The organism is Aeromonas sp. 84A, from assembly GCF_051919345.1.
Classification (GTDB): domain Bacteria; phylum Pseudomonadota; class Gammaproteobacteria; order Enterobacterales; family Aeromonadaceae; genus Aeromonas; species Aeromonas veronii.
This window is the reverse complement of record NZ_JBQBEW010000001.1, coordinates 2,419,443-2,443,672: the sequence shown is the minus strand read 5'-3', so window position 1 is coordinate 2,443,672 and position 24,230 is coordinate 2,419,443. Positions and strand designations below refer to the sequence as shown.

Annotated in this window: 19 protein-coding genes; 9 read left to right on the top strand and 10 right to left on the bottom strand. The window is 60.5% G+C overall.

Annotated features, from left to right (window positions below; genetic code table 11):
* Positions 1–43: 43 nt before the first annotated feature.
* From pflB to ACTG20_RS11160, 4 genes are all read right to left on the bottom strand, one after another.
* Entirely contained in the window at positions 44–2,326 is a 2,283-nt protein-coding gene (gene pflB / locus ACTG20_RS11175; RefSeq protein WP_005352571.1) for a formate C-acetyltransferase, read from the bottom strand.
* A 46-nt stretch (positions 2,327–2,372) separates the two neighbouring features.
* On the bottom strand, positions 2,373–3,221 hold the full coding sequence (focA, locus tag ACTG20_RS11170) for a formate transporter FocA (RefSeq protein ID WP_005333620.1): 849 nt from the start codon (positions 3,219–3,221) through the stop codon (positions 2,373–2,375).
* Positions 3,222–3,602: 381 nt separating this feature from the next.
* Complete coding sequence (gene ycaO / locus ACTG20_RS11165; protein WP_194496122.1) at positions 3,603–5,363, bottom strand: 30S ribosomal protein S12 methylthiotransferase accessory factor YcaO; 1,761 nt, start codon at positions 5,361–5,363, stop codon at positions 3,603–3,605.
* 193 nt (positions 5,364–5,556) lie between these two features.
* Positions 5,557–6,990 (bottom strand): glycoside hydrolase family 1 protein, encoded by a 1,434-nt coding sequence (locus tag ACTG20_RS11160; RefSeq protein ID WP_158109222.1) that lies wholly within the window; start codon positions 6,988–6,990, stop codon positions 5,557–5,559.
* Positions 6,991–7,157: 167 nt separating this feature from the next.
* Between ACTG20_RS11160 and ACTG20_RS11155 the strand changes: the two genes are divergently transcribed.
* On the top strand, positions 7,158–8,021 hold the full coding sequence (locus ACTG20_RS11155) for a LysR family transcriptional regulator (protein ID WP_040069378.1): 864 nt from the start codon (positions 7,158–7,160) through the stop codon (positions 8,019–8,021).
* Positions 8,022–8,057: 36 nt separating this feature from the next.
* Here ACTG20_RS11155 and ACTG20_RS11150 read toward each other — a convergent pair whose 3' ends face one another.
* Positions 8,058–8,807: a substrate-binding periplasmic protein gene (locus tag ACTG20_RS11150; protein ID WP_194496121.1), complete on the bottom strand. Its 750-nt coding sequence runs from the start codon at positions 8,805–8,807 to the stop codon at positions 8,058–8,060.
* Between the two features lie 175 nt (positions 8,808–8,982).
* Positions 8,983–11,247: a 5-methyltetrahydropteroyltriglutamate--homocysteine S-methyltransferase gene (gene metE, locus ACTG20_RS11145; RefSeq protein WP_194496120.1), complete on the bottom strand. Its 2,265-nt coding sequence runs from the start codon at positions 11,245–11,247 to the stop codon at positions 8,983–8,985.
* Positions 11,248–11,522: 275 nt separating this feature from the next.
* Here metE and ACTG20_RS11140 point away from each other — a divergent pair, with 275 nt between their 5' ends.
* Positions 11,523–12,431 carry a LysR substrate-binding domain-containing protein gene (locus tag ACTG20_RS11140; protein ID WP_115521839.1) on the top strand — a complete coding sequence of 303 codons (909 nt, stop codon included), beginning with the start codon at positions 11,523–11,525 and terminating at the stop codon, positions 12,429–12,431.
* 6 nt (positions 12,432–12,437) lie between these two features.
* Here the strand turns inward: ACTG20_RS11140 and ACTG20_RS11135 are convergent, their stop codons facing one another.
* Positions 12,438–13,373, bottom strand: coding sequence for a LysR substrate-binding domain-containing protein (locus tag ACTG20_RS11135; protein WP_194496119.1), 936 nt, complete (start codon positions 13,371–13,373; stop codon positions 12,438–12,440).
* A 192-nt stretch (positions 13,374–13,565) separates the two neighbouring features.
* Here ACTG20_RS11135 and ACTG20_RS11130 point away from each other — a divergent pair, with 192 nt between their 5' ends.
* The 4 genes from ACTG20_RS11130 (at position 13,566) to ACTG20_RS11115 (ending at position 17,521) form a co-directional block, all read left to right on the top strand.
* Entirely contained in the window at positions 13,566–14,303 is a 738-nt protein-coding gene (locus tag ACTG20_RS11130; RefSeq protein ID WP_111900615.1) for an isochorismatase family protein, read from the top strand.
* A gap of 59 nt (positions 14,304–14,362) precedes the next feature.
* Positions 14,363–15,262: a pirin family protein gene (locus ACTG20_RS11125; protein WP_194496118.1), complete on the top strand. Its 900-nt coding sequence runs from the start codon at positions 14,363–14,365 to the stop codon at positions 15,260–15,262.
* A complete protein-coding gene (locus ACTG20_RS11120; protein WP_194496117.1) occupies positions 15,259–16,518 on the top strand; it encodes an MFS transporter in 1,260 nt (419 codons plus the stop codon). Before ACTG20_RS11125 ends, ACTG20_RS11120 begins: the two co-directional genes overlap by 4 nt.
* A gap of 100 nt (positions 16,519–16,618) precedes the next feature.
* Positions 16,619–17,521, top strand: a complete 903-nt coding sequence (locus ACTG20_RS11115) for a LysR family transcriptional regulator (RefSeq protein WP_005352600.1) — start codon at positions 16,619–16,621, stop codon at positions 17,519–17,521.
* Positions 17,522–17,645: 124 nt separating this feature from the next.
* Here the strand turns inward: ACTG20_RS11115 and ACTG20_RS11110 are convergent, their stop codons facing one another.
* Positions 17,646–18,536: a LysR family transcriptional regulator gene (locus ACTG20_RS11110; RefSeq protein WP_194496116.1), complete on the bottom strand. Its 891-nt coding sequence runs from the start codon at positions 18,534–18,536 to the stop codon at positions 17,646–17,648.
* Between the two features lie 101 nt (positions 18,537–18,637).
* On the opposite strand from ACTG20_RS11110, the gene ACTG20_RS11105 reads away from it, so the two are divergent.
* The 3 genes from ACTG20_RS11105 to ACTG20_RS11095 all read left to right on the top strand — a co-directional run bounded on the left by ACTG20_RS11105 (position 18,638) and on the right by ACTG20_RS11095 (position 22,036).
* Positions 18,638–19,276 carry an NAD(P)-dependent oxidoreductase gene (locus ACTG20_RS11105; protein WP_043824628.1) on the top strand — a complete coding sequence of 213 codons (639 nt, stop codon included), beginning with the start codon at positions 18,638–18,640 and terminating at the stop codon, positions 19,274–19,276.
* 425 nt (positions 19,277–19,701) lie between these two features.
* On the top strand, positions 19,702–20,739 hold the full coding sequence (locus tag ACTG20_RS11100; protein WP_194496115.1) for an isopenicillin N synthase family dioxygenase: 1,038 nt from the start codon (positions 19,702–19,704) through the stop codon (positions 20,737–20,739).
* 133 nt (positions 20,740–20,872) lie between these two features.
* Positions 20,873–22,036 carry a trans-sulfuration enzyme family protein gene (locus ACTG20_RS11095; protein ID WP_139494229.1) on the top strand — a complete coding sequence of 388 codons (1,164 nt, stop codon included), beginning with the start codon at positions 20,873–20,875 and terminating at the stop codon, positions 22,034–22,036.
* 109 nt (positions 22,037–22,145) lie between these two features.
* Here ACTG20_RS11095 and ACTG20_RS11090 read toward each other — a convergent pair whose 3' ends face one another.
* Together ACTG20_RS11090 and ACTG20_RS11085 are read right to left on the bottom strand one after the other, a co-directional pair.
* On the bottom strand, positions 22,146–23,810 hold the full coding sequence (locus ACTG20_RS11090) for an AMP-binding protein (RefSeq protein ID WP_439987646.1): 1,665 nt from the start codon (positions 23,808–23,810) through the stop codon (positions 22,146–22,148).
* Positions 23,811–23,908: 98 nt separating this feature from the next.
* A complete protein-coding gene (locus ACTG20_RS11085) occupies positions 23,909–24,187 on the bottom strand; it encodes a YfcL family protein (protein WP_005333639.1) in 279 nt (92 codons plus the stop codon).
* Positions 24,188–24,230: the final 43 nt, after the last annotated feature.

The window sequence follows — 24,230 nt, the reverse complement described above, 5'->3', positions numbered from 1 at the left end:
AAAACCGGCGCCTTGGCGCCGGTTTTTGCTCACTATCTCTCGATTACAGAGAAGCAGTGAAGGTACGGGTGATGACGTCTTGCTGTTGCTCTTTGGTCAAAGAGTTGAAGCGAACGGCATAACCGGATACGCGGATGGTCAACTGCGGATATTTCTCCGGGTTTTCCATGGCGTCCAGCAGCATTTCACGGTTCATCACGTTAACGTTCAGGTGCTGACCACCCTCTACGTTGGATTCGTGGTGGAAGTAACCGTCCATCAGGCCAGCCAGGTTGGCTTTCTGGGCTTCCATATCTTTACCCAGTGCGTTCGGAACGATGGAGAAGGTATAGGAGATACCATCTTTAGCGTAAGCGAACGGCAGCTTGGCTACGGAAGTCAGGGAAGCAACAGCACCTTTCTGGTCACGACCGTGCATCGGGTTTGCACCCGGGCCGAACGGAGCACCGGCACGACGGCCATCTGGGGTATTACCGGTCTTCTTGCCATATACCACGTTGGAGGTGATGGTCAGAACAGACTGGGTAGCAACAGCACCACGGTAGGTGTTCAGCTTCTGAATCTTCTTCATGAAGCGCTCAACCAGGTCACAGGCGATATCATCGACGCGAGCGTCGTTGTTACCGAACTGCGGGTATTCGCCTTCGATTTCGAAGTCGATGGCAACGCCATCTTCGTCACGAATCGGCTTGACCTTGGCGTACTTGATGGCAGACAGGGAGTCCGCGGCTACGGACAGACCAGCGATACCACACGCCATGGTGCGATATACGTCACGGTCGTGCAGCGCCATCAGAGAGGCTTCGTAGCTGTACTTGTCGTGCATGTAGTGGATGATGTTCAGCGCAGCAACGTATTGCTTGGCCAGCCAATCCATGAAGTGGTCCAGACGATCCATTACGTCGTTGTAGTCGAGGTACTCGGACTTGACCATCTCGGTTTTCGGACCGACCTGGATCTTGAGCTTCTCGTCCATACCACCGTTGATTGCATACAGCATGGTTTTGGCCAGGTTGGCACGAGCACCGAAGAACTGCATCTGCTTACCAACGATCATCGGGGATACACAGCAAGCGATGGCGTAGTCATCGTTGTTGAAATCCGGACGCATCAGATCGTCGTTCTCGTACTGAACGGAAGAGGTCTCGATGGATACCTTGGCACAGTACTTTTTGAAACCGACCGGCAGCTTCTCGGACCACAGGATGGTCAGGTTCGGCTCAGGGGACGGGCCCATGGTGTACAGGGTGTTCAGCATACGGAAGCTGTTCTTGGTGACCAGAGTACGGCCGTCAACGCCCATACCAGCCAGGGTCTCGGTCGCCCACATCGGGTCGCCGGAGAACAGTGAATCGTATTCCGGAGTACGCAGGAAGCGAACCATACGCAGCTTCATGACCATGTGGTCCATCAGCTCCTGGGCTTCTTGCTCGGTGATCAGGCCTTTTTGCAGGTCACGCTCGATGTAGATATCCAGGAAGCTGGAGGTACGACCGAAGGACATGGCTGCACCGTTCTGGGACTTGACTGCCGCCAGGTAGGCGAAGTAGGTCCACTGTACGGCTTCTTTGGCGTTCTTGGCCGGTACGGAGATATCGCAACCGTACTTGGCAGCCATCACCTTCATCTGTGCCAGGGCACGGTGCTGCTCGGAGATCTCTTCGCGCAGACGGATGGTGGCTTCCAGGTTGACGCCGTTTTCCAGGTCAGCCTGCAGGGACTTGAACTGGGCCAGTTTGTCGGCCATCAGGAAGTCAACACCGTACAGAGCAACACGACGGTAGTCACCGATGATACGGCCACGGCCGTAGGCATCCGGCAGACCGGTGATAACACCAGACTTACGGCAGTTCAGGATGTCTTTGGTGTAAACGTCAAACACGCCCTGGTTGTGAGTCTTGCGGTATTCGGTGAAGATCTTCTCGACCATCGGGTCCAGTTGACGACCGTACACTTCGCAAGAAGTTTTAACCATCTTGATACCGCCGTTGGCGATGATGGCGCGCTTCAGCGGCTTGTCAGTCTGCAGACCAACGATCTGCTCCAGGCTCTGATCGATATAACCGGCATCGTGTGCGGTAATGGTGGAGGGCAGGTCAGTATCAAAATCAACCGGCGCATGAGTGCGGTTCTCGATTTTGATCCCTTCCATGACCTTGTCCCACAGCTTGGTGGTCGCTTCGGTCGCGCCAGCCAGGAAGGACTCGTCACCTTCATACGGGGTGTAGTTCTTCTGGATGAAGTCACGGGTGTTGACAGAGGTCTGCCATTCACCGGCCGCGAAGCCTTCCCATGCTTTTTGGAACTGTTCGTTAAGTTCTGCCATTTTTCATTACCTCACACGGTATTGATGTAGTATCCCGCAATCATCCTTAATGATGACGACGGAAGATAAACCAGTAAGTCAGACCAACCATCACGCCACCACCGATGATATTGCCGATGGTCACGGGGATGAGGTTGTGTAGGACGAAGTTGGATACGGTCAGGTCAGCAAAGGTTGCCGGATCCTGGCCGATGGCCTGCCAAAATTCCGGACTAGCCACGCTGTGGATAGCGATACCAACCGGAATCATAAACATGTTTGCGATGCTGTGCTCGAAACCTGAGGCAACGAACATGGCAACCGGCAGCAGCATAACCACTACCTTGTCAGTCGCGCTGCGGGCACCAAAGGCCATCCAGGCAGCAAGACATACCATCAGGTTACAGAGGATACCCAGCGCCACCGCTTCGAAGAAGGTGTGGTGAATTTTGTGTTGGGCCACTTTGAGGGCGTTAAGGCCCCACTGACCGTCTGCTGCCGTGTACTCGGCAGAAACGATGATCAGCGCCACCATCAACAGACCACCAATCAGGTTGCCGAAGTAAACCAGCCCCCAGTTCTTGAGCAGCTGAGCCCAGCTGATGCGATTGGCAGCCTTGGCCACCAGCGTCAGGGTAGTGGAGGTGAACAGCTCGGCACCGAGCAGCACACAGAGAATAAGTCCGAGAGAGAAGCAGAGACCGCCCACCAACTTGGCCATACCCCAAGGCATGGAGCCGGTTCCGGTCGTCACTGTGATGTAGAAGATAAATGCGATGGCGATGAAAGCGCCTGCGGTGATGGCCAGTGGAATGACCTTGTATGCCGGCTTGGTAGCCTTGGCATAGGTGATGTCTTCAGCCAGTGCAGCGATGGCTTCGGGCTTGAGACAATCGAATGGAGATTCAGCTTTCAATTATTTTCTACCTGAATGTTTTGCCTGTTGAAATCATAACAAAGGGCCAAATAGCCAAAATTGACATTGATCAAGTTTATCAGAGTGCGAATGTAATTTTACTACAAATATTTTAGTGCGATGGCTACGCCACTTTACACCAGGTATCAGCTGAAACAGAAATATCACATTTTTAATGCAATGATTTTAAAGAATTTATTCTAGAGCATGGAAATGTGGCATTGGCAAGATATCTTTGCAGATCGACAGCACATCCCCTGCCCTGCCATCAACCCCCTTAGGGGTATTTTTTGTTTTTTATTTCATCTTTGAATAACAATCCCGTGCCTTGTCGCACGATAAACAGAAGGGGCCACACGGCCCCTTCCTTTACAGCAACGATCACGCCCAGTGATGGGCTCGCTTGGCCTTCTGCAGCTTCTCGTAGGCCGCCAGCAACTTCTGGTGCAGCGGGAACTGGGAGAGCGACAGATCGGCCGCCTCCAGCCCGTGGAAGCGTGCTTCGCCAGTGGCGTTGGCCCATGCCTGTGCCAGCGTCTCTTCGCCATACATGCGGGTGAAGACGGCGCGATACTGCTCCGGATCCCGCTCCTCGTCGAGGAACAACTCGACGCAGGAACGCAGGGCGCGGTAGTAGCTGGCTCGCTCGGCAGTGAACACCGACTGGTTGAACTCCATGGTCCAGTCGATGAGATCCAGTGCGGTCTCCAGCTCACCGGCGGCCAGCGCCAGCATGGCTTTCAGCTCGCCAACGCGCAGGGTGTGCAGCGCGGTCCCCTTGGCAGCGGCGATGCCCAGCAGCTCGCGTACACGGGTACGCTCGTCGTGCCCCTCTTCATCCAGTTGATCAAACAACGCCATGTACTGCTCGGCATCCCAATCCAGTGATGGCAGCGCCAGGATCACTTCGCGCAGGTTAGCGCCCATGTTGTTGTTGGCCAGCAGCAGATCTTCGGCCGGATAGATGTCGGACATACCCGGCACCAGAATGCGGCAGGCGTAGACACCCAGATGCTCGTAGTCGGCGATATAGACCGGCTGCTCCAGCTCATGGAAGATGCCGATCAGGTGATCGAACTCCTCCTGCGAGGTGCCACGGAAGTCCCAGTCGGCAAACTCGAAGTCCGCATCCTGCTTGAACAGATCCCAGCTGATGAGGCCCGAGGAGTCGATGAAGTGGGTCTCGAGGTTGTGGTGATCCGCTACCTGCTCGTTGTCGAATGACGGCGGCACGAACACGTCGAGATCCTTGAGACCGCGGCCCTGCAGCAACTCGGTGACGGTCCGCTCGAAGGCCACTTCGAAGCGCGGGTGGGCGCCGAAGGAGGCAAAGCAGGTACCGTTGCTCGGGTTGAGCAGCACCACACAGATGACCGGATAGCGGCCACCGAGAGAAGCATCGAAGCTGTAAATGGGGAAGCCTTCCGCTTCGAGGGCGGCGATGGAGGCGGCAATCCCCGGATAACGGGCAATGACCTCGTCCGGGATCAACGGCAGGCTGATGGCCTCGGCGATGATCTTGTTCTTCACGTGGCGCTCGAACACTTCGGAGAGCGCTTGAGTGCGCGCTTCGGTCTTGGTGTTGCCGGCGCTCATGCCGTTGGAGACATAGAGGTTGCCGATGATGTTCATCGGGATGTAGACGGTCTCGTGATCGGACTGACGCTCGAACGGCAGCGCGACGATACCACGCTCCTCGTTGTTTGACTGCAGATCCACCAGCATGTCGGCGGTCACTTCACCGTCCGGGTTGTAGAACTTGCGGGTGAAGCTGTCGAGCAGACCGGCCGGGAACTGGTCACCCTCGATGGGGAACCACTTTTCGTTCGGGTAGTGAACGAAATCGCCGTTGGCGACCTGCTCGCCCAGATAGAAGTCGGCGAAGAAGTAGTTGGTGGAGAGACGCTCGAAATATTCGCCAAGGGCAGACGCGAGGGCCGCCTTCTTGCTGGCACCCTTGCCGTTGGTGAAGCAGAGGGCGCACTCTTTGTCCCGAATATGCACCGACCAGACGTTCGGCACGGGGTTGAGCCAGGAGGCCTCTTCAATATCAAAGCCCAAGGCTTGCAGCTTGGTCTGGAAGCGTTCGATGGAGTCTTCCAGCGCCGCGTCCTTGCCGGGAATAAAAGTGTGGTCAGTCATCACGATATCCTGATTTTTATTGGCTCATGTTCGGCCGCAGATAATAGCAGGGGTCGGCGGCTTTGGCAGGACAAAAATCAGCAAACAGGGGTGAGTCGCACAGAGAGAAACCGGCTTGCCCCCTCTCCCCCGCCACAAACAGCGCGGGCCCGGGGATTGCCCGGGCCCGCTTGTTACGCGACGCGATAAACCGTCAGAGCTGCTTACCCTGGCTCGCAATCACCTGGCTGTACCAGTGGAAGCTCGCTTTCTTGATCCGGCGAAGGGAGCCCCCCTGCTCGTCACGCTCCACATAGACGAAGCCGTAGCGCTTCTGATAGCCGTTGAGCCAGCTCAGGATGTCGGTGAACGACCAGGCGCAGTAGCCGAGCAATTCCACCCCATCCTGCATCGCCTCCTGGCACGCCTTGACGTGGCTGCGCAGGTAATCGATGCGGTACACATCGTTCACCTTGTCGCCCGCCTCCAGCTTGTCGAACTCGCCAAGGCCGTTCTCGGTGATCATCAGCGGCAGACCATAGCGGGAAGAGAGGCGACGCAACGCGATGCGCATCCCGGTCGGGTCGATGGCCCAATCCCAGTTGCTGGTCTCAAGGTGCGGATTGGGCGCCGTCTTGTAGAGGCCGGGGATGCCGCTCGATGGCGTAGTCCCCTTCTTGCCGGTGGTGTTGATCCGCTGCAGGGTCTGACCACCCAAGGGGTTATCGGTGTAGGTCAGGGTGTAGTAGTAGTTGACGCCGATGTAGTCGGGCGTCCCCTCTCGCAGCAGCTCCATATCGCCCGGCAGGATCTCCGGCGCCTCACCGTTTTCCCGCAAGTAAGCGAGCGCCGCCTGCGGATAGCGGCCAAAGCAGTAGGCATCCAGCCACCAGAGGTTGTTGAACTCCTCGGCGTTCTCATAGGCCAGCATATCTTTCGGATCGCACGACGCCGGATAGGCAGGGGAGTAGGCAAAGCTCGGGCCGATGAGGCCATTTGGCACATGCTGGCGAAACGCCTTGATCACTCGGGCGTTGGCCAGAAACGCGATATGGTTGGCGGCAAAGAAGCGCTTGCGATCCTGCACGGCCGGCGGATGAGTGCCGAGCTGATAGGCATTGGTCAGGTTGTAATTCTGCTCGTTAAGCGACACCCAGTACTTCACCTTGCCGGCAAAACGCTGATAGAGGGTCACGCAGTAGCGCTCGAAATCCTCGATAATGCGTCGGTCTTCCCAGCCGCCGTACTCATCTTGCAGCGCCTGCGGCAGATCCCAGTGATAAAGGGTCAGCACCGGCTCGATCTGGTGGGCCAAGAGGGTATCGATCAGCTTCTCGTAGAAGGCCAGCCCCGCCTCGTTCACCTCCCCCCGACCGGTGGGATAGATGCGCGGCCAGCTCACCGAGAAGCGGTAGGCCTTGAGCCCCATCTCGGCCATCAGCGCCACGTCCTCTTCCATGCGGTGGTAGTGATCGACCGCCACATCGCCGTTGCTCCCCTCAAAGGTCTTGCCCGGCAGCTTGGTGAAGAGATCCCACACCGAGGGCCCCTTGCCATCGGCATTCCAGCCCCCCTCCACCTGATAGGCGGCGGAGGCGGCGCCCCACAGAAAATCGCTCGGGAAGTCGTTGAACTTGTGGTGATGCATCTGGTGTTGCTCCTTCTGCGCTGATGGTGTCAGCCATCTCTGATAACTCGGCGCCCCCGTGCCGGGGCATCCGAAATGAATTGGCATAAGCATCCAACACTTCTAAAATTCCGTCCAATGACAAATTTGACCACTCAACATTCCCAACAGGAATGAAAGGAGCCCTGATGGAGCTACGGGATCTGAAAGCCTTCGTCACTCTGGGGGAGGTGCTGCACTTCGGCCAGGCGGCGGTACGCCAGCACGTTACCCAGTCGGCCCTGAGCAAACAGATAAGGCGGCTGGAGGAGGAGCTGGGCGGCGAGCTGTTCGAGCGCAACGCCAGTACCACTCGCCTCACCGGACTGGGCAGGGCGCTGTATGAGGATGCCCGCGCTGTGGTCATCCAGAGCGAGCAGCTCTCGCGCACCGCCCGCGACGTGCTGGCGGGCAATGTCGGCACCCTGCGCATCGGCTTTGGCGTGGCCACCAAAATCCTGGTGCCCGCCGCCATCGCCCGTTTTCGCGCCGAGCGGCCGCAAGTGACCATTGAGCTCAACGACCTCTCTACCCACCACCAGCTACTGGCGCTCAGTGAAGGCAAGCTGGATCTCGGTTTTTGCCGCCTGCCCGCCCCCAAGGGGTGGCACGCCCTGCCAGTGGTCGAAGCCCACTTTGTCGCCGTGCTGCCCGCCAGCTACCGCGATGTGAGGGAGTTGGCGGATCTGGTGGACAAGCCGCTGGCGATCCTGCGTCGGGACAAGGCCCCGTCGTTTTACGATCACCTGATGAACTATCTGGCCCAGAGCGGGCTGCGTTTTCGCGATATCCAGTACGTCAACGACTTCGCCGCTGGCGTCGCCACCGCGGCGGCAGAGATCGCCTGGACCCTGGTTCCCTCCTCCACCACCATAGAGCACCCGGATGTCCTCACCCTCCCCTTGAGAGACGGGGAAGCCTGCTGGACCATTGGCCTTATCCGTCCGCCCCACAGCAAGGGGCCCTTGATCGATGCCTTCTGGGCAACCATCGCCGATATGGCGCCAAGATAAACACGCCGTTGGCAAACAGCAGATGGCGGCCGCGCATCAACGATAGCGTTCGACGATACGCGCCAACTCGCCGCTTTGTCGCAGCTGTTGCAGGGCACGGTTGAACTCGGTTATCCGGGTATTGAAGCGGGAGTGCTTGCCGATGCAGAGATTGAACGGGGTAGAGGCAAGCTGCAGCGGCACCTCGACCACCTGCCCGGACAATCCCAGCTGGTTGAGTTTGAAGCGTGCCACCAGTGGGTCGGTCACCATCAGATCCCCCCGACCCGCCGCCAGCATTTTGAAGACATTATCAACATTGATGGTGTGATGAACGGTGAAGCCCGCCAGATTCTCCTTGCCCCAGCCGTTACCGAAATAGTCGAGAAAGGTAAGTGATTTGAAGTCGCTCAAGCGGCTGGCTCGATGAAACTCCACCATGCGGGGATGGGCGCGCTGGGTAAAAATGGTTAGCACAGTGGTGGTGACCGGCTCTTCCACAACCAGGGTATAGCTGCGCCGTTCCTGAGTGGCGATGGTGACAAAGCCATCGGCCTGCGCCATCCGCACCAGTTTTTGCGCCCGTTGCCACGGATAACCTTCATGGCGTACCCGCAGTTCCATCTGTGCAGCCACCCGATCCATCACGTCGATCATCAGCCCGCGCATATTCCCCTGTTCGTCACGCCACGAATATGGGGCAAAGTCGTCAAAGTAGACCAGCTTCAACTCAGCCGCTGGCGCCGCCCATGCACTCTGCCACATCAGCAATCCCCACAGGATTGCGCTCCCCAGACTGACTCTCATGGCCGCGACTCCATCCACTTCTGCCAACTCTGAGCCTAGTGCAAAGCAGGCTGCGGCAAGGTTCAGGATCCAGTGGAAAAGTGGCCAACGAAAAAAGAGAGAGGCAGCAATGGCTTCCCCTCTCTCGTTCGTTTGTCAGCACGCCACCTTACCGATGGCGGTCACGGTTTGCCGGTTACGCCAGCTCGGCCCGCAGCGCCTTGGTGGCATCAACCATCACCTTGAGGGCGGCCTCTGTCTCTTCCCAGCCGCGGGTTTTGAGGCCGCAATCCGGGTTGACCCAGAGCCGCTCGGCCGGGAGCTGTTTGGCCGCCTTGCGCAGCAACCCCTCAATCCAGCTCTGGCTCGGCACGTTCGGCGAGTGGATGTCGTAGACGCCCGGGCCAATCTCGTTGGGGTAGTTGAAGCGCTCGAACGCTTCGAGCAGCTGCATCTGGCTGCGGCTGGTCTCGATGGTGATCACGTCCGCATCCAGCGCCGCCACCGCCTCGATGATGAGGTTGAAGTCGCTGTAGCACATGTGGGTGTGGATCTGGGTGCTGTCCGCCACCGGGCTTGCGCTCAGACGGAAGGCGCGCACAGCCCAATCGAGATAGGCCTGATGATCCTGCTTGCGCAGGGGCAAGCCTTCACGGATCGCCGGTTCGTCGATCTGGATGATCTTGATGCCGGCGGCTTCCAGATCTGCCACCTCGTCGCGAATAGCCAGCCCGATTTGCAGGGCCGATTGCTCGCGGCTCACATCTTCGCGCGGGAAGGACCAGCAGAGGATGGTCACAGGACCGGTCAGCATCCCCTTGACCGGCTTGTCGGTCAGGCTCTGGGCAAATCGGGTCCATTCGAGCGTCATGGGAGTCGGGCGGTCGATGTCACGGGTGATCACCGGCGGCTTGACGCAGCGGGAGCCATAGCTCTGTACCCAACCGAAGCGGGTGATGGCAAAGCCATCCAGCAGCTCACCAAAATACTCCACCATGTCATTGCGCTCGGCCTCGCCATGTACCAGCACGTCCAGCCCGATGGCCTCCTGACGCGCGATGGCATCGCGGATCTCAGCCTTAATGCCAGCCTCGTAGGCGCTGTCATCGATGCGACCAGCGCGCCAATCCTGCCGCAATACCCGGATCTGCGAGGTCTGCGGGAAGGAGCCGATGGTGGTAGTGGGCAGCAGCGGCAGTTTGAGATCCGAGCGCTGCAGCTCGGCCCTGACCGGATAGGGGCTGTGGCGATCAAAATCGCTGTTGGTGAGGCTGGCGAGCCGTGACTGCACCGCTTTTTTGTGCACCCGGCTGTCGGACTCCCGATCCACGATGGGCTGGCTGTAGGCGGTGATTTTGTCGAGCTCGCCCCCATCCAGATACTCTCTGAGCAGTCCCAGCTCGAAACATTTTTGCAAGGCGAAGGCGAACCAGCTGCGGGTCTGGGGATCCAGCTCCTGCTCCAGGGTCAAATCCACCGGGCTGTGCAGCAATGAGCAGGATGAGGCCACCCAGAGCCGCTCGCCGAGTTTGGCTTTCAGTGCCTTCAGAGTCGGCGCCAGCTTGGCCAGATTGGCACGCCAGACGTTGCGGCCGTTGATCACCCCGGCTGAGATGACCCACTGGGCGGGCAGATGCGGCACCAGGGTCTCCAGTTGCTCGGGGGCGGCCACCAGATCCAGATGCAGGCCATCTACCTTGAGGCTGGTGATGATGTCGCGCTGATGGGCCACCGAACCGAAATAGGTGGTGAGCAGCAGCTTGCAGGGGCCGCTCAGGCGCTCGTAGGCGTTGAGGTAAGCCAGCCGCCACTCGTCCGGCAAGTCCAGCGTCAGCGCCGGTTCGTCGATCTGCACCCACTCCACCCCTTGGGCGGCCAACTTGGCCAGGATCTCCTGATAGACGATGAGCAGGCGATCGAGCAGTTCAAGGCGGGAGAAGCCGCTCTCTTTTTCCTTGCCGAGCCACAGATAAGAGACCGGTCCCAGCAGCACCGCCTTGACCGGCAGCCCCAGTGCTTTAGCCTCTTCCACCTCGTCAAACAGCTGGTTCCAGCCCAGCTTGAAGCGCTGATCACGGCTGAATTCCGGCACCAGATAGTGATAGTTGGTGTTGAACCATTTGGTCATCTCGGCGGCGGCCGCCGCCGGGCCGGTCGGCGCACGGCCGCGGGCCACCCGGAACAGGGTGTCGAGATCGGTCTCGCCATGACGGTGACGGGCAGGCACCGCATCCACCAGCAGGCTGGTACCGAGCACCTGATCGTACCAGGCAAAGTCACCCACCGGCAGCAGATTGACCCCGGCGCCGTGCTGGGCCTGCCAGTGGCGCTTACGCAGCGTCTTGCCCACGGCAACGAGTTCGGCCTGAGTGGTCTCGCCACGCCAGTAGGATTCGAGGGCAAATTTCAGCTCGCGCTTGGCGCCGATACGGGGGAAGCCCAGGGTGTGTGCTCGTGTCATAGGTTCATTTCCTTATGCTCATTCATCTGATGGGAAACTGGATGATTTAGCCATCCAGATGTTTACACATCCAAAATGACAAGATAAGGTGACGCTGGCTATTGAATCCTCTTCAAGTGGCTCTCAAATAATCCTCAACTGACCGCCAATCAGGTTCACCGCGAGGATACAGAGGCCGATTTTTACAGGTGCAAGAGGTGCAGGAGTCAAGAAGCGCAGCAGGCCACCGCCGACCGTACCTCAGCGCCAGACGCAATCTCACAAGGAGCCATCTTATGGCAGTGCCAAGCAATGCAGGGATAGAGATCAAACACTTGAAAACATTGACCGCGCTGGCCGAGCAGGGCTCGCTGGCCGGTGCGGCGCTGACCCTCAACCTCACCCAGTCCGCCCTCTCCCACCAGCTCAAAGAGCTGGAGACCCGCCTAAATCTGGAGCTTTACCTGCGCAAAAGCCGCCCGCTGGTACTGACCGCAGCCGGCAGCCAGCTGCTCGTCCTCGCCCGTCAGGTACTGCCCGCCCTGGCCCAGACCGAGAAGCAGTTGCAGGCCCTGCAGAGCGGCGATGCGGGCAGGCTGCATCTGGCGCTCGATTGCCACAGCTGCATACAGTGGCTGCTGCCGCTGTTGCCCGATTTTCGCCGCCAGTGGCCTGGGGTGGACCTGGAGGTGGAGTCAGTGCCGGGCTTTGATGCCATCAATGCCCTGCTAGGCGGCCAGCTCGATCTGCTGCTCACCTCGGACGTGCAGGCCCGCGGCGATCTCCACTTCGAGCCGCTGTTTGCCTTCGATCTGACTCTGGTGATGGCGCCGGATCATCCCCTCTGCCAGCAGAGCCGCATCGAGCCGGGCGATCTGGGGCCGGAGGTGCTGCTGGTCTATCCGGTGGAGCGCAGCCGCATGGATATCTTCAGCCGCTTTTTGCAACCCGCCGGGGTGGAGCCCGCCCGCTGCAAGCCGGTGGACAACACCTCGGTGATGCTGCAGATGGCCGCCGCCGGCCTCGGCGTCGCCGCCTTGCCACGCTGGGCCAGCGACGAGTTTGTCAGACAGGGGATGCTCTGCGCCCGCCCCCTCGGCAGCGGTATCCGTCGCCATATGTACGGCGCGGTGCGGGCCGCCGATCGGGATCAAGCCTGCCTGCAGAGCCTGTTCGAGCGCATTCGCCGCAAGATGGAGGGATAGCCCTCCTCAGCGTGGCTGACCGACCTCTGCCAGCAGTGCAGGCAACTGCGCCTTGATAAAGTCGATGAGGGCCCTGACCGCCGGTGACAGACCGCGCCGCGCGGGATAGAGCATCACCAGCTTGCCATCTTTGGGACGCCACTCGGGCAGCAGTTGTTGCAGCCGCCCATCCGCCAACTCACTCACGCAGGCGTAAAGTGGCAAGCCCACCATCCCGAGCCCCGCCAGCGCCGCCTGTTTGAGGGTTTGCACATTGTCGCTGCGCAGCAGCACATTGACCGCCACCTCCTCACTCTCCCCACTGTCGTGCCGCAGCCGCAGCAGATCGGCCTGACGCTCAAGCGAGCTGAAAAGCAGGGCATCCTCTCCTTCCAGCTGGCGTGGATGCGCCAGCGCATTGTGGCGCGAGAGCCACGCCGGGGTCGCCAGCACGCCCCACTGCACCGTGCAGAGCGGCACCTGCACCAGACTGGAGGGGGGCTGCTCGAAGGCCACCCCGCGGATCACCACATCCAGCCCCTCCTCCAGCAGATCCACTTGCCGATTGCTGGCTTGCACGGCGAGCCTCACCTTGGGGTATTGCGCCATAAAAGCGGGCAGCAAGCGGGCAAGCAGCGCATCGGCAATGGTAATGGGCACGCTGATGCGCACCAGACCGCTCGGCTCCTGCTGCCGTTGCCGCACAGCCGCCTCTCCGGCCTGCGCTTCGGCCAGCATCGCCTGACAGTGGCGATAGAGCACCTCACCGGCATCGGTCAAGCTGAGCTGGCGTGAGGTACGTTGCAGCAGCCGGGCATCCAGCCGCTCCTCCAGCAGCCGGATCCGGCGCGAGATCCGCGACTTGGGCACCCCAAGCGCCCGCGCGGCGGCAGTGAATCCCTGTCGCTGCACCACATGGGTGAAGAGATAGAGATCATTCAAATCAAGTTCCAGTGGTGTCATCGGGCAGCCTTGGTCAGGGTGAGGTGCATTCACATCGTTCCACCAATAGAACGATAAGAACCTATTTCACCAGATTGTCGCCATTTTTGCAGCCATCATAATGGCCCTGTCCCCATCAGACGGTTGCTGCGCGGGCAATCCGCCCCACCAGCAAGGGCCGTTTGACTGTTCCAATATCACAAGGAGTTCACCATGAAACTGCGACAAATCTGCTCTGCCACCCTGCTCGGTCTGGCGACCCTGACCGCCACGCTGACCACCACAGCGACACCGGCCATGGCCGCCGAGGCTGCCAGCCATCCGACAGTATCACCCAACCGCTATCTGGAGATGCTCTCCCGAGACAATGCGGTACTGCTGCTGGTCGACCATCAGGTCGGCTTGCTGAGCGGCGTGCGCGACACCACGGTGGGCGAGCTCAAGCACAACGTGGTGGCGCTGGCCAACGCCGCCCGCGCCCTCGGCGTGCCGGTGATCGTGACCGCTACCATGCCCGATGGCATGTGGGGCCCCACCATGCCTGAACTGACCAGTGCCCTGCCGGATGTGAAGGTGATCAACCGCACCGTCATCAACGCCTGGGACGATCCTGCCGTGCGCGCCGCCATTGAGAAGACCGGCCGCAAACAACTGATCATCGCCGGGGTATCCCTCGAGATCTGCGCCAGCTTCCCGGCCCTCTCTGCCAAGGCTGCCGGCTATGATGCCCGGGTGGTGCTCGATGCCTCCGGCACCTTCAACGAAGCCAAGCGCACCACGGGTCTGCAACGCTTGCTGGGGGCCGGTATCCCGGTCACCGACTACGCCTCCGCCGCGGTCGAGATGCTGCGCAGCAACGTCGACCCCAAGGCGCACGATGTCTACAGCGCCCTCGACATGCCTTTCGCCACCCTGGTGTGGCAGATGCAAGAGGGTGCCAAGAAGTCGTAACTCGCCCCGCCTTCGGTCAGATGACTGAAGGCTTCTTTTGTCTTCAAGAGGTTATATCGATGACCAGACGCCTGACTCTCTCCGCCCCCGTCAAGGGCCAACCGCTGCGCATTGGCAGCGGCTTTGCAGCCAGCCATTTTGGCGAACACTTTTTCAACGGTCTGATAGACCCCGTGGTGATGGTGGATCACTTCCAGATGACCGCCCCCACCTTCGAGCCCCATCCCCACGCCGGGATCTCTGCCGTCACCTATCTGTTCGAGGATTCGACGAGCCCCCACGTCAACTACGACTCCCTCGGCAATCAGGGCCCCATCGAACCGGGAGCGCTGCATTGGCTGGCGGCCGGGCGCGGGGCCGTGCATACCGAGCAGCCGGAAGGGGCATCGCCCTATGTCCACGCCCTGCAGATCTTCGTCAACCTGCCTGCCCGTCAAAAGATGATGTCGCCTTTTGCCGTCCACGCAGCCGCAGCCACCATCCCCGAGTTTCATGGCGAAGGGGGGCGAGTACGGGTGGTCGCAGGCCACAGCAACGGGATAACGGCACCACACTCGGCAGAACTGCCCCAACCCTTTACCCTGCTCGATGGCCATTGCGCGCCCGGCAGCCGCTTCACCCATCTGCTGGCGGCAGGCAGGAATGCCATGATCTATCCCCTAACCGGATCGCTGACCCTGCAGGCGGAGGGAGAGCGGCACCTGATCCCGGCAGGTCACGGGATGGGTGTCAGCCTCTCTGCCGATGGCGGCGAGGCGGTGGCTCTGCAGCTTGAGGCCACCGAGCCCTGCCACTTCGTGCTGCTCTCAGGCCAGGCGCTCAATGAACCCCTGGTCAAACATGGCCCCTTCGTCATGAACAGCCACGACGCCATTGCAGATCGGCTGCATGCCTATCAGCGCGGCGAATTTGGTCAACTCAACGATGAGTGGCTGCGCAACGGCCAATATCGGCCATGAGCACGCTCGCTGGCCACCAGCCACAAAGCACGCGCTGGCCTCTGGTCTTCCTCGCCATTTTTGCCGGTGCCAGCGGCGCCCTCTGCCTTGGCAAAGTGCCCGCCGTACTCGGCATACTGCGCAACGAGCTGGGGCTGACACTGGTTGAAGCCAGCTATCTCGCCTCAGCTTTCAATACGCTGGCGATCCTCTGCAGTCTCTTTCTCGGCCTGTTGCTGACCCGCTGGAGTGGGCGGCAAACCGGGGTTGTCGGGCTTTTGGTTATCGTCACAGGCGGTGCGTTGGCGCTGCCCGCCACCGGGCTTACCATGATGCTGCTGTCGCGCATTGTCGAGGGGATTGGCTTTTTGCTGGTCTCGGTGGCCATGCCCGCCTTTATCGTGGCGGTGACCCGGGAGGAGGATAAACGGCTGGCCATAAGCCTGTGGGCAGTCAACCTGCCTCTCGGGGCGGCAGCGGGTATGCTGCTTACTCCCTGGCTCACGGCACAAGGTGGCTGGCGACTGGCCTGGCTGATCCTGATGATCCCGCAACTCTCTGCCCTGCTGCTTCTGCTCGCCAGTCGCTCAGCAGATAAACTGCGGGTCTGGGCACCCCAAAACTCGATCAACTCGGGTCACCCGCTGCGCCAACTCACGGTGCTCCGGCAGAAGGCACTCTGGCGATACGGGTTGGCGTTCACGCTCTACAGCCTGATGCTCTGGGCGCTCTTTGTCTGGCTGCCGACCATGTTGCGAGGCAGCCCCGGGATTGGCCAAAGCCAGATCGCCCTGCTTTCGGCGCTGGCGGTGGTCGCCAATATTCCCGGCAACCTGATGGGGGCATTGCTGCTGCGCCGGGGCGTGGCACGAGATCGGCTCATCAGCTGGGCACTGGGCCTGATGGCGCTGTGTGGCATGCTCGCCTTCTGGCCCGGCCTGTCACCTTGGTGGGCCTATGGGCTCTGCCTCGCCCTCTCCCTGGCGGGCGGTATGGCGCCGCCAGCCATCCTCTCGTCTGCGCAGGGAGTGAGTCAGGGGCCGGTGCAACTGGCCATCGTGCAGGGCTTTTTTGTCCAGCTCGCCAACTTCGGTCAGCTGCTTGGCCCCCTGTTGCTGGCGGCCCTGATGACGGACAGCGGCCATTGGGGAAGCGCTCGCTGGCTCTTTCTGGGCGGCTTGCTGCTGGTCGCGCTGCTCTATGCCGCGGGCCACCTGCCGGACTCAAGCATGACTGCAAAACAGGCTCGATCGCATTCGCGGCAAGATGGAAGATGACGAATAGAGAGGGAAACATCACAGTTATCGCAGGGAATGCTGGCCGGACAAGAGGCTGTTCAGTATGTTAACTGTTTAATCATGCTTAACGGTAGCCACCATGTCTCAAGTCGATCTCAATCTCTTTCGCGTCCTCGATGCGGTGATCCGCTATGGTGGTGTCACCACGGCCGCCGAGATGATGGAGATGACCCCCTCGGCCATCAGTCAGGCCATCAGCCGCCTGACTACCCTGGTGGGCGAGCCGCTGTTTGTCCGCCAGGGGCGCGGCATCACCCCCACGGCGCGAGCGCTCAGTCTGCACCACGAGATCATGGTGCCGCTGCACGACATGGAGCGCAGCCTGCAGCGCACCGATCTCTTTGATCCCCAGACCAGTCGCCGCACCTTTCGTATCGCGGGGGTGCCCGATATCGATATCTTCTTCCTGCCGGAGCTCAACAACCTGCTGCAGACCCAAGCCCCCAACTGTCAGCTGGAGTGGAACACCCAGGTGCAGGACGAAGCCCTGCGCCAGAACAGCCTCTATCTGCACAGCGTGGATCTGGTGCTGGCCACCAAGCCGATGGCGGAGCAGGGGATCGAAAACGAGCAGATCATGTCCCAGGCCCTGCGCATCGCCTGCCGCAAGGATCACCCCAGGATCCGCCAAGCCCCCGACATGGCCACCTTCTTCAACGAAAAACACGTGGTATTGCAAACCAGGCGGCTCGACAGCTTGCTGCTCAACACCCTGACCAAGGCGCCGCTGCCGCCGCGCCAGATTGCCTACGAGAGCGACTCTCTGCTCACCGCCCTTCATCTGGTGAGTCGTACCGACTGGCTCTGCGTCGCCAGCCAGTGGCATATGGAGAAGCTGGGGCAAGCGCTGGATCTGGCCAGCTATCCCCTCCCCTGGCTCTCGGAGGATTGCCCCGTCTACATGAGTTGGCACAAGAGCTCCGGTCAGGATACCGGGCTTAATTGGCTCAAAGATCAGGTGCGGGCCGTTAGTTCGTTTTAAGTATGCTTAACAGTCAAGCATGCCCATCTCCTCATCCGGGCTATCGCCTTTCTCGACAAACCGCCTTATGGATAATCCCCCTTCAGGATAATCGGGCGCCTTTTCTCAACCATTAAGGCGCAGCTCATGACGACATCGTCGTGCCGAAATAGCTGCGCAGCGCCTCCACCACCCGCCGCACCTTCTCCGGGATCTCCCGCTGCGGCGTGATGGCGTGGATCTCCATCGGCTGCACCCGAAAACCGGGCAGCAGTTCGAGCAGACGCCCCTGCGCCAGATCCTCGCCAATCTCCCCCTCCGGTTGCAGCGAGATCCCCTGCCCCGCCAGCGCAAACTGGCGCAGGGGCAACACGTTATTGCAGAGCACCTTGGCCTTGAACCTCACTCTATGCTCGCCCCCCTTCTCGTCAAGCAGCAGCAAACCGTTGCCCAGCATGTCGCCGCAAAGCCAGTCGTGAGTCGCCAGATCGTCGGGCATGCGCGGCGCTCCCTTGCGCGCCAGATAGGCGGGGGCGGCGCAGAGCAACATCCGGGTCTGGCCCAGCTTGCGGGCCACCAGGGTTGAGTCGGGCAAGGTGCCGACCCGCAATGCCACGTCGATCCGCTCGGCAATGAGATCCCGTTTCTCGTCGTCGGCGATGATCTGGATGGTGAGGCCGGGGTGGGCCTGCAGCAGCGGTGAGAGGGCCAGAGCCAGCGGCTGGCCCGCCATCCCCACCGGGGCAGTGATCCGCACTTCCCCGAGCAGAGCGTCGCGCACCTCCGAGAGGCGCAGCTCGGTCTCGCTCAGAGTCTGCTGCAACGCCCGACACCCTTGCCACACCACCTCTCCCGCCTCGGTCAGACTGAGACGACGGGTGGAGCGATGGAGCAGGAGCAGTCCGAGCAGGCTTTCGAGCTGGCTGATATGCTGACTGACGGCGGAGGGGGTCATGCCAAGGGATTTGGCCGCCCCTGTCATGCTGCCCGCTTCCACCACGGCGGCGAAGATGGCGTAACGTCTGAGCTGTTCCATTATTAAATCCAGCTTATAAGTGAATACATTTTTGAGGTGATTATTAAATCATAAATGGCGGCGTAGGATAGCCCCATTCCAACAGTGAAGGAGAGTTCCCCATGAAGATTGCCCTGATCGGTGCCAGCGGTTTTGTCGGCTCAGCCATCCTGAACGAGGCTATCAGCCGCGGCCATCATGTCACCGCCATCGTCCGCGATGTCAGCAAGGTGGCCGCCCATCCGCAGGTCACCGCCGTGGCGGTGGATGCCCAAAACCCGCAGGCATTGGCCGAGGTGCTCAAGGGGCACGATCGGGTGATCAGCGCCTACAACCCGGGCTGGAGCACACCGGATATCTACGACCAGTACCTCAAGGGCGCCAACGCGATCGTCGCAGCAGCCAAAGCGGCCAACAGCTGGCTGCTGGTAGTAGGTGGCGCCGGCAGTCTGGAGGTTGCCCCCGGCGTGCAACTGGTGGATACCCCTGAGTTTCCGGCCGAGTGGAAACAGGGGGCACTGGCGGCCCGCGACGGTCTTACCGCCCTGCGTCGTGAAACCACCCTCGACTGGCGCTTTGTCTCTCCCCCGGTGTTCCTCGAACCGGGCGAGAAGCGAGGCGGCTATCGGATTGGTGGCGATCAGGTGCTGTTCAGCGGCGAACAGCCTGCCGGGATCACCGCCGGTGATCTGGCCGATGGCGTGCTGAACGAGGTGGAAAAACCGGCTCACCAGCGCCAGCGCTTTACCCTGGGTTACTGAGAGCCAACAGGCGGTTAAGGCCAGAATACGCGGTCACTCGCCTGTGCTTTCGGTCAGGTGAAAAACCGCTCAACCAGAAGGGAGGCATCCGCCTCTCTTCTGTTTTGGCCATTTTCTGTTTTGGTCATTTTTGCCGCTGGCAGCTTGCCTCTGGTTATCACTCTCTCCCTCATCGTTGCCCCTTTACCCCGCAATGGCTGCGCAAAAAACCTTCAGCCCATCAGGCGCCGAATTCCATTTCGAATTTTGTATATAACTAAGAATAATTTGTTGTTTCCGTCTTATAACACCGAACAGTAGCATCCCCTTTATCCCAGATGGCGCCACACTGTCGCGCCATCCCGTTTGCCGCTTATCAGGTCTGCCAACAGCGGAGGCAGTGCAAGAGATGGCGCCAGAGATAACGAAAGAGTGAGGAGGTGCACATGGAACATTCACCACTGCCGATCATCGATCTGGCTGCCCTCAAGGGGGCGCCCGAGGTGCGTCGCCCTATGCTGGCCAGGCTGGCCGCGGCCGCCCGCGATGTGGGCTTTTTCTATCTGGTCGGCCACGGCTTGAGCAAGGTTGAGATGCTAGAGACCCTGGCGCTGGCAGAGCGCTTCTTTGCTCTGCCGGAGCAGGAGAAGCTGGCGGTGCAGATGGTCAACAGCCCCCACTTTCGCGGCTACAACCGGGTCGGTGCCGAGCTAACGCGCCAGCGGCCGGATCTGCGGGAGCAATTCGATATCATGAATGAGGCCCAGGTTCTGCCTGCGGCCCTGGTCCGTGAACCCTGGCAGCGGCTGATCGGCCCCAACCAGTGGCCGACTACTTTTCCCGAGATGAAAGGCCATCTGCTGGCGTGGCAGGAGCGGCTGAGCGACATCACCCTCACCCTGCTCGCTGCCTTCGCCGAGGTGCTGGAGCAACCGGCCAACGTGTTTGACGACAGTATTCGCGGCGCCCCCTATCAGCATATGAAGCTGATTCACTACCCGGGGCAAGAGGCGGGTGGCAGCAGTCAGGGGGTCGGCGCCCACAAGGATCCCGGCTACCTGACGCTGGTGATGCAGGATAATCACTCGGGGCTTGAGGTCGAGACGGCCGACGGCTGGATCTCCGCCCCCCCCCTTCCGGGAGCGCTGGTGGTCAATATCGGCGAGCTGCTGGAGCTGGCCTCCAACGGCTATCTCAAGGCGACCCTGCATCGGGTGGTAAGCCCGCCGCCCGGTGTCTCGCGCCTATCCTGCGCCTTCTTTATGGCGGCGCGGCTCGATGCCACCGTGCCACTGCTCACCCTCTCCCCCGCGCTGGCAGCGCAGGCGCAAGGGCCGGAGAGCGACCCGACCAACCCGCTCTTTAATCAGGTGGGGGAGAACGTGCTGAAAGGGCGGCTGCGCTCCCACCCGGATGTGGCGGCCCGCCACTATGGGGAACCCGCTCGCCTCCCGCGCACTGAAAGCGAAGCGGTACCGGCCTAAGCAACGCAGAGATCCACAGGTGGGTATATGCATGAGCCACAAGCCGCATGCACATACCCGCGCTGACAAAAACAACAGGCAACGAACAACAAAACAAGTCATGGCCAGAGCCTGGCCATCACGGAGCAACACGATGAAATTCAAGACCATGAGCGTACACAGCGGCCAACGGATCGACCCCCAGACCGGCGCCCTCACCACCCCGCTCTACCAGAGCAGCACCTTCAGCTACTTCAACGCTCAAGCGGGCAAGGATCGTTTCGCAGGTCAGGCCCCCGGCTTTATCTACAGCCGCTTTGGCAACCCCACCACTGCCGAGCTGGAGCAGAAACTGGCGGCGCTGGAAGGGGCCGACGAAGCGCTGGTGGTGGCGAGCGGCATGGCGGCGGTGAGCGCCATCATGTATGCCCTGGCCGACAGCGGCGATGAGGTGGCTTATATCGGCCCGCTCTACGGCGGCACCGATGCGTTCCTCAAGCAGACCTTCAGCCGCGCCGGTATCAAGATCACCGCTTACGAGAGCGATCGGGATCTGCTGGCCAACATCCGCCCTGCTACCAAGGTGGTACTGTTCGAAACCCTGACCAACCCCACCCTCAAGGTGGTGGATCCGCGGCTGGTGGTGGAAGCGGCCCGCAAGGTGGGCGCCATTACGGTATGTGACAACACCTTCCTCACCCCCTACCTGCTGCGTCCGCTGGAACTTGGGGTCGACGTGGTGATGCACAGCGGCACCAAATATCTGGGCGGCCACGGCGACATCATCGCCGGGGTGGTGGCGGGCTCTCACGCCCTGATGAAATCGATCCGCACCGTGGCCCTCAAGCATATCGGCTCCCCCATCGGCCCGCAGGAGGCATACCTGCTGCAGCGTGGGGTCAAGACCCTGCCGCTGCGGATGGATGCCCACCTGCACAATGCCCAGAAAGTGGCCGAGTTTCTGGCGGCACATCCGGCGGTGAAGAAGGTGATCTACCCGGGGCTTGCCAACCATCCAGGCCACGATGCTCTCAGCGCCTTCGCCAGCGGCTTTGGCGGCATGGTGAGTATTGAACTTGAAGGCGGGTTTGAGCGCTGCGCCACCCTGCTCGATAACCTGCAGCTATTCGTGCAGGCGGTGAGTCTGGGGGATCTCGAGAGTCTCGCTTGCCATCCGGCCAGTACCACCCACGCCGCCATGGACGAGGCGAGCCGCCTCGCCGCCGGGGTCAACGACGACCTCATCCGCTTCAGCATCGGGGTGGAAGATGCGGACGATCTGATCGCCGATCTGGCCGCCGCGCTGGCGCAGATCTAACCGGGCGCGCTTTTACTCGCCGACAAAACAGCGGCGAGTGAAATGCCCCAAACACAACAACGGCCCATCAAGGGCCGTTGTTGTTTGTCGCGCTATGGAAAAATGGGATTTACTCCTCCCACACCACCACTTGGGATGAGAGCCAGCGATCCCCGACCTGGGCGTACTTTTGCTCCAGCAGGTGACGCTTGATCTTCATGGTGGGAGTCAGCACGCAGTTCTCGATATTCCAGGGAGTCTTCACTACCAGAATGCCGCGAATTTTGGCATGAGATTCCAGCTGATCGTTGACCCGTACCCGCGCCGCTTCCAGTCTGGCGTTGACCTCCTCCCGATTGCCCTTCATGGCACTCTCGGCCAGCTGCACCAGCGCAATGGGCTGGGGCATGCCGTAACCAATCACGCAGAGCTGTTCGATAATGGGCTCCTGCCCCAGCAGCCCCTCGATGGGCACCGGCGCCACATACTTGCCCTTGGCGGTCTTGAACACATCCTTCATCCGGCCGGTGATGGTGAGATAACCCTCCTTGTCCAGCTTGCCCATATCGCCGGTGTGGAGCCACCCCTCGGCATCGATGGCCTCGGCACTGTGCTCGGGATCCTTGTAGTAACCCAGCATCATCCCTTCGCAGCGGCAAAGGATCTCCCCCTCGTCGGAGATCTTGATCGTCACCCCGATCCCCGCCTTGCCGACGGTGCCGATCTTGTCGGCGCGGAATGGGTAGTTGATGGTGGAGTAGGCGTGGTTCTCGGTCATGCCCCAGGCTTCCGTCACCTTGAGGCCAATGCTCAGATACCACTCAAGCAGCGCAGGGGAGACAGGCGCGGAGCCGCAGCCGAGTACCCGGGCCTGATCCAGCCCCAATCCCTTTTGTAGCTTGCGTTTGATAAGACCGGAGATAAGCGGGATCTTGAGCAGCAACGCCAGTTTGTTCTGGGGCAGCTTCTCGTGGATCTTGATGCGGAACATGGCCCACAGCCGTGGCACCGAGATAAAGACGGTGGGACGGCAGCGTTTAACATCTTCGATAAAGGTGTCGAGGGATTCAGGGAACGCGATGGTAGCGCCGCCATAGAGACTACCGCCGTAGATGTAGACCCGCTCGGTAATGTGGGCCAGCGGCAGGTAGGAGAAGCCCCGATCGGCCTGGCTCAGGCTCACCGTCTCCACCAGCTTCTCGCACGACCAGGCGTAGCGCTCGACGCTCAGCATGGCCCCTTTCGGCTTGCCGGTGCTGCCGGAGGTGTAGACAAGACTCAGCAGGGAGTCAGAGGCCTGCACCGGGCTGTCAGGGATCGGCTCGTGCGCCTCCAGCAGGTCATCCCACTGGTGGCTGGCCGGCATGGTGTCGTAGGGGAAGGCGATACGCAGCAGATCGGCGGGTACGCCCGCCTCCTGACTCTTCCAGTCATCCAGCTTGCCGACGAAGATCGCCTTGGCCTCGCTGTGGCGCAGCACATATTCGATGGTGTCGACGTTGGCAGTCGGGTAGATGGGCACGCTCACATACTGCCCCATCTGCATCGCCAGATCGGCGATAAACCACTGGGCGCAGTTCTTGGAGAGCAGCGCCACCTTGTCACCGGCCATCAGACCGAGGTGACGCAAGGCCGTCACCATCCGCCGCGCTTCATCGGCCACTTCACCCCAGGTGAAATCGACATATTCGCGGTTGATCGTTTGACGCAGGTAGGTTCGATCAGGACACTGCCGCTCCCAGTGATAGAGCATCTCGAGCGGCAGTTTATTGGCAATGCGTGAGGAGGAGGCCATAGTTTAATCCCTGAAACAAAAGGCGAAACTTATTATTAACCTTTCACTAACTTCAGGGGAAGGATAAACTCAAACTTCAGTTTGAATTGTGTATCCGATCAAGCTTCTGCATCTTGTTGCAAACGACTCCACATCGCCTGCACCAGTTTTTCATCCTCTTCAGAAAGCTCACCTTGCAAGATCGCCTCGTTGAGGCTGCGCAGCACATAGCTCTTGACGTCCCGCACCAGGGTCTTGCCTTCCAGCTCGGCCCGGGCAACGGCCAATGAGATATGACCTCGCAGGTAACCCCCCGCAAACAGCTCATCGTCGGTCGCGGTGGCAACCATGCTGTCGATCAGTCCCAACAACTTGTGCTCAAAATCGTGAATCGTCATGTAACGCAGCCTCATTTGCGGCAAAAAATTCGGGGGTATGGAA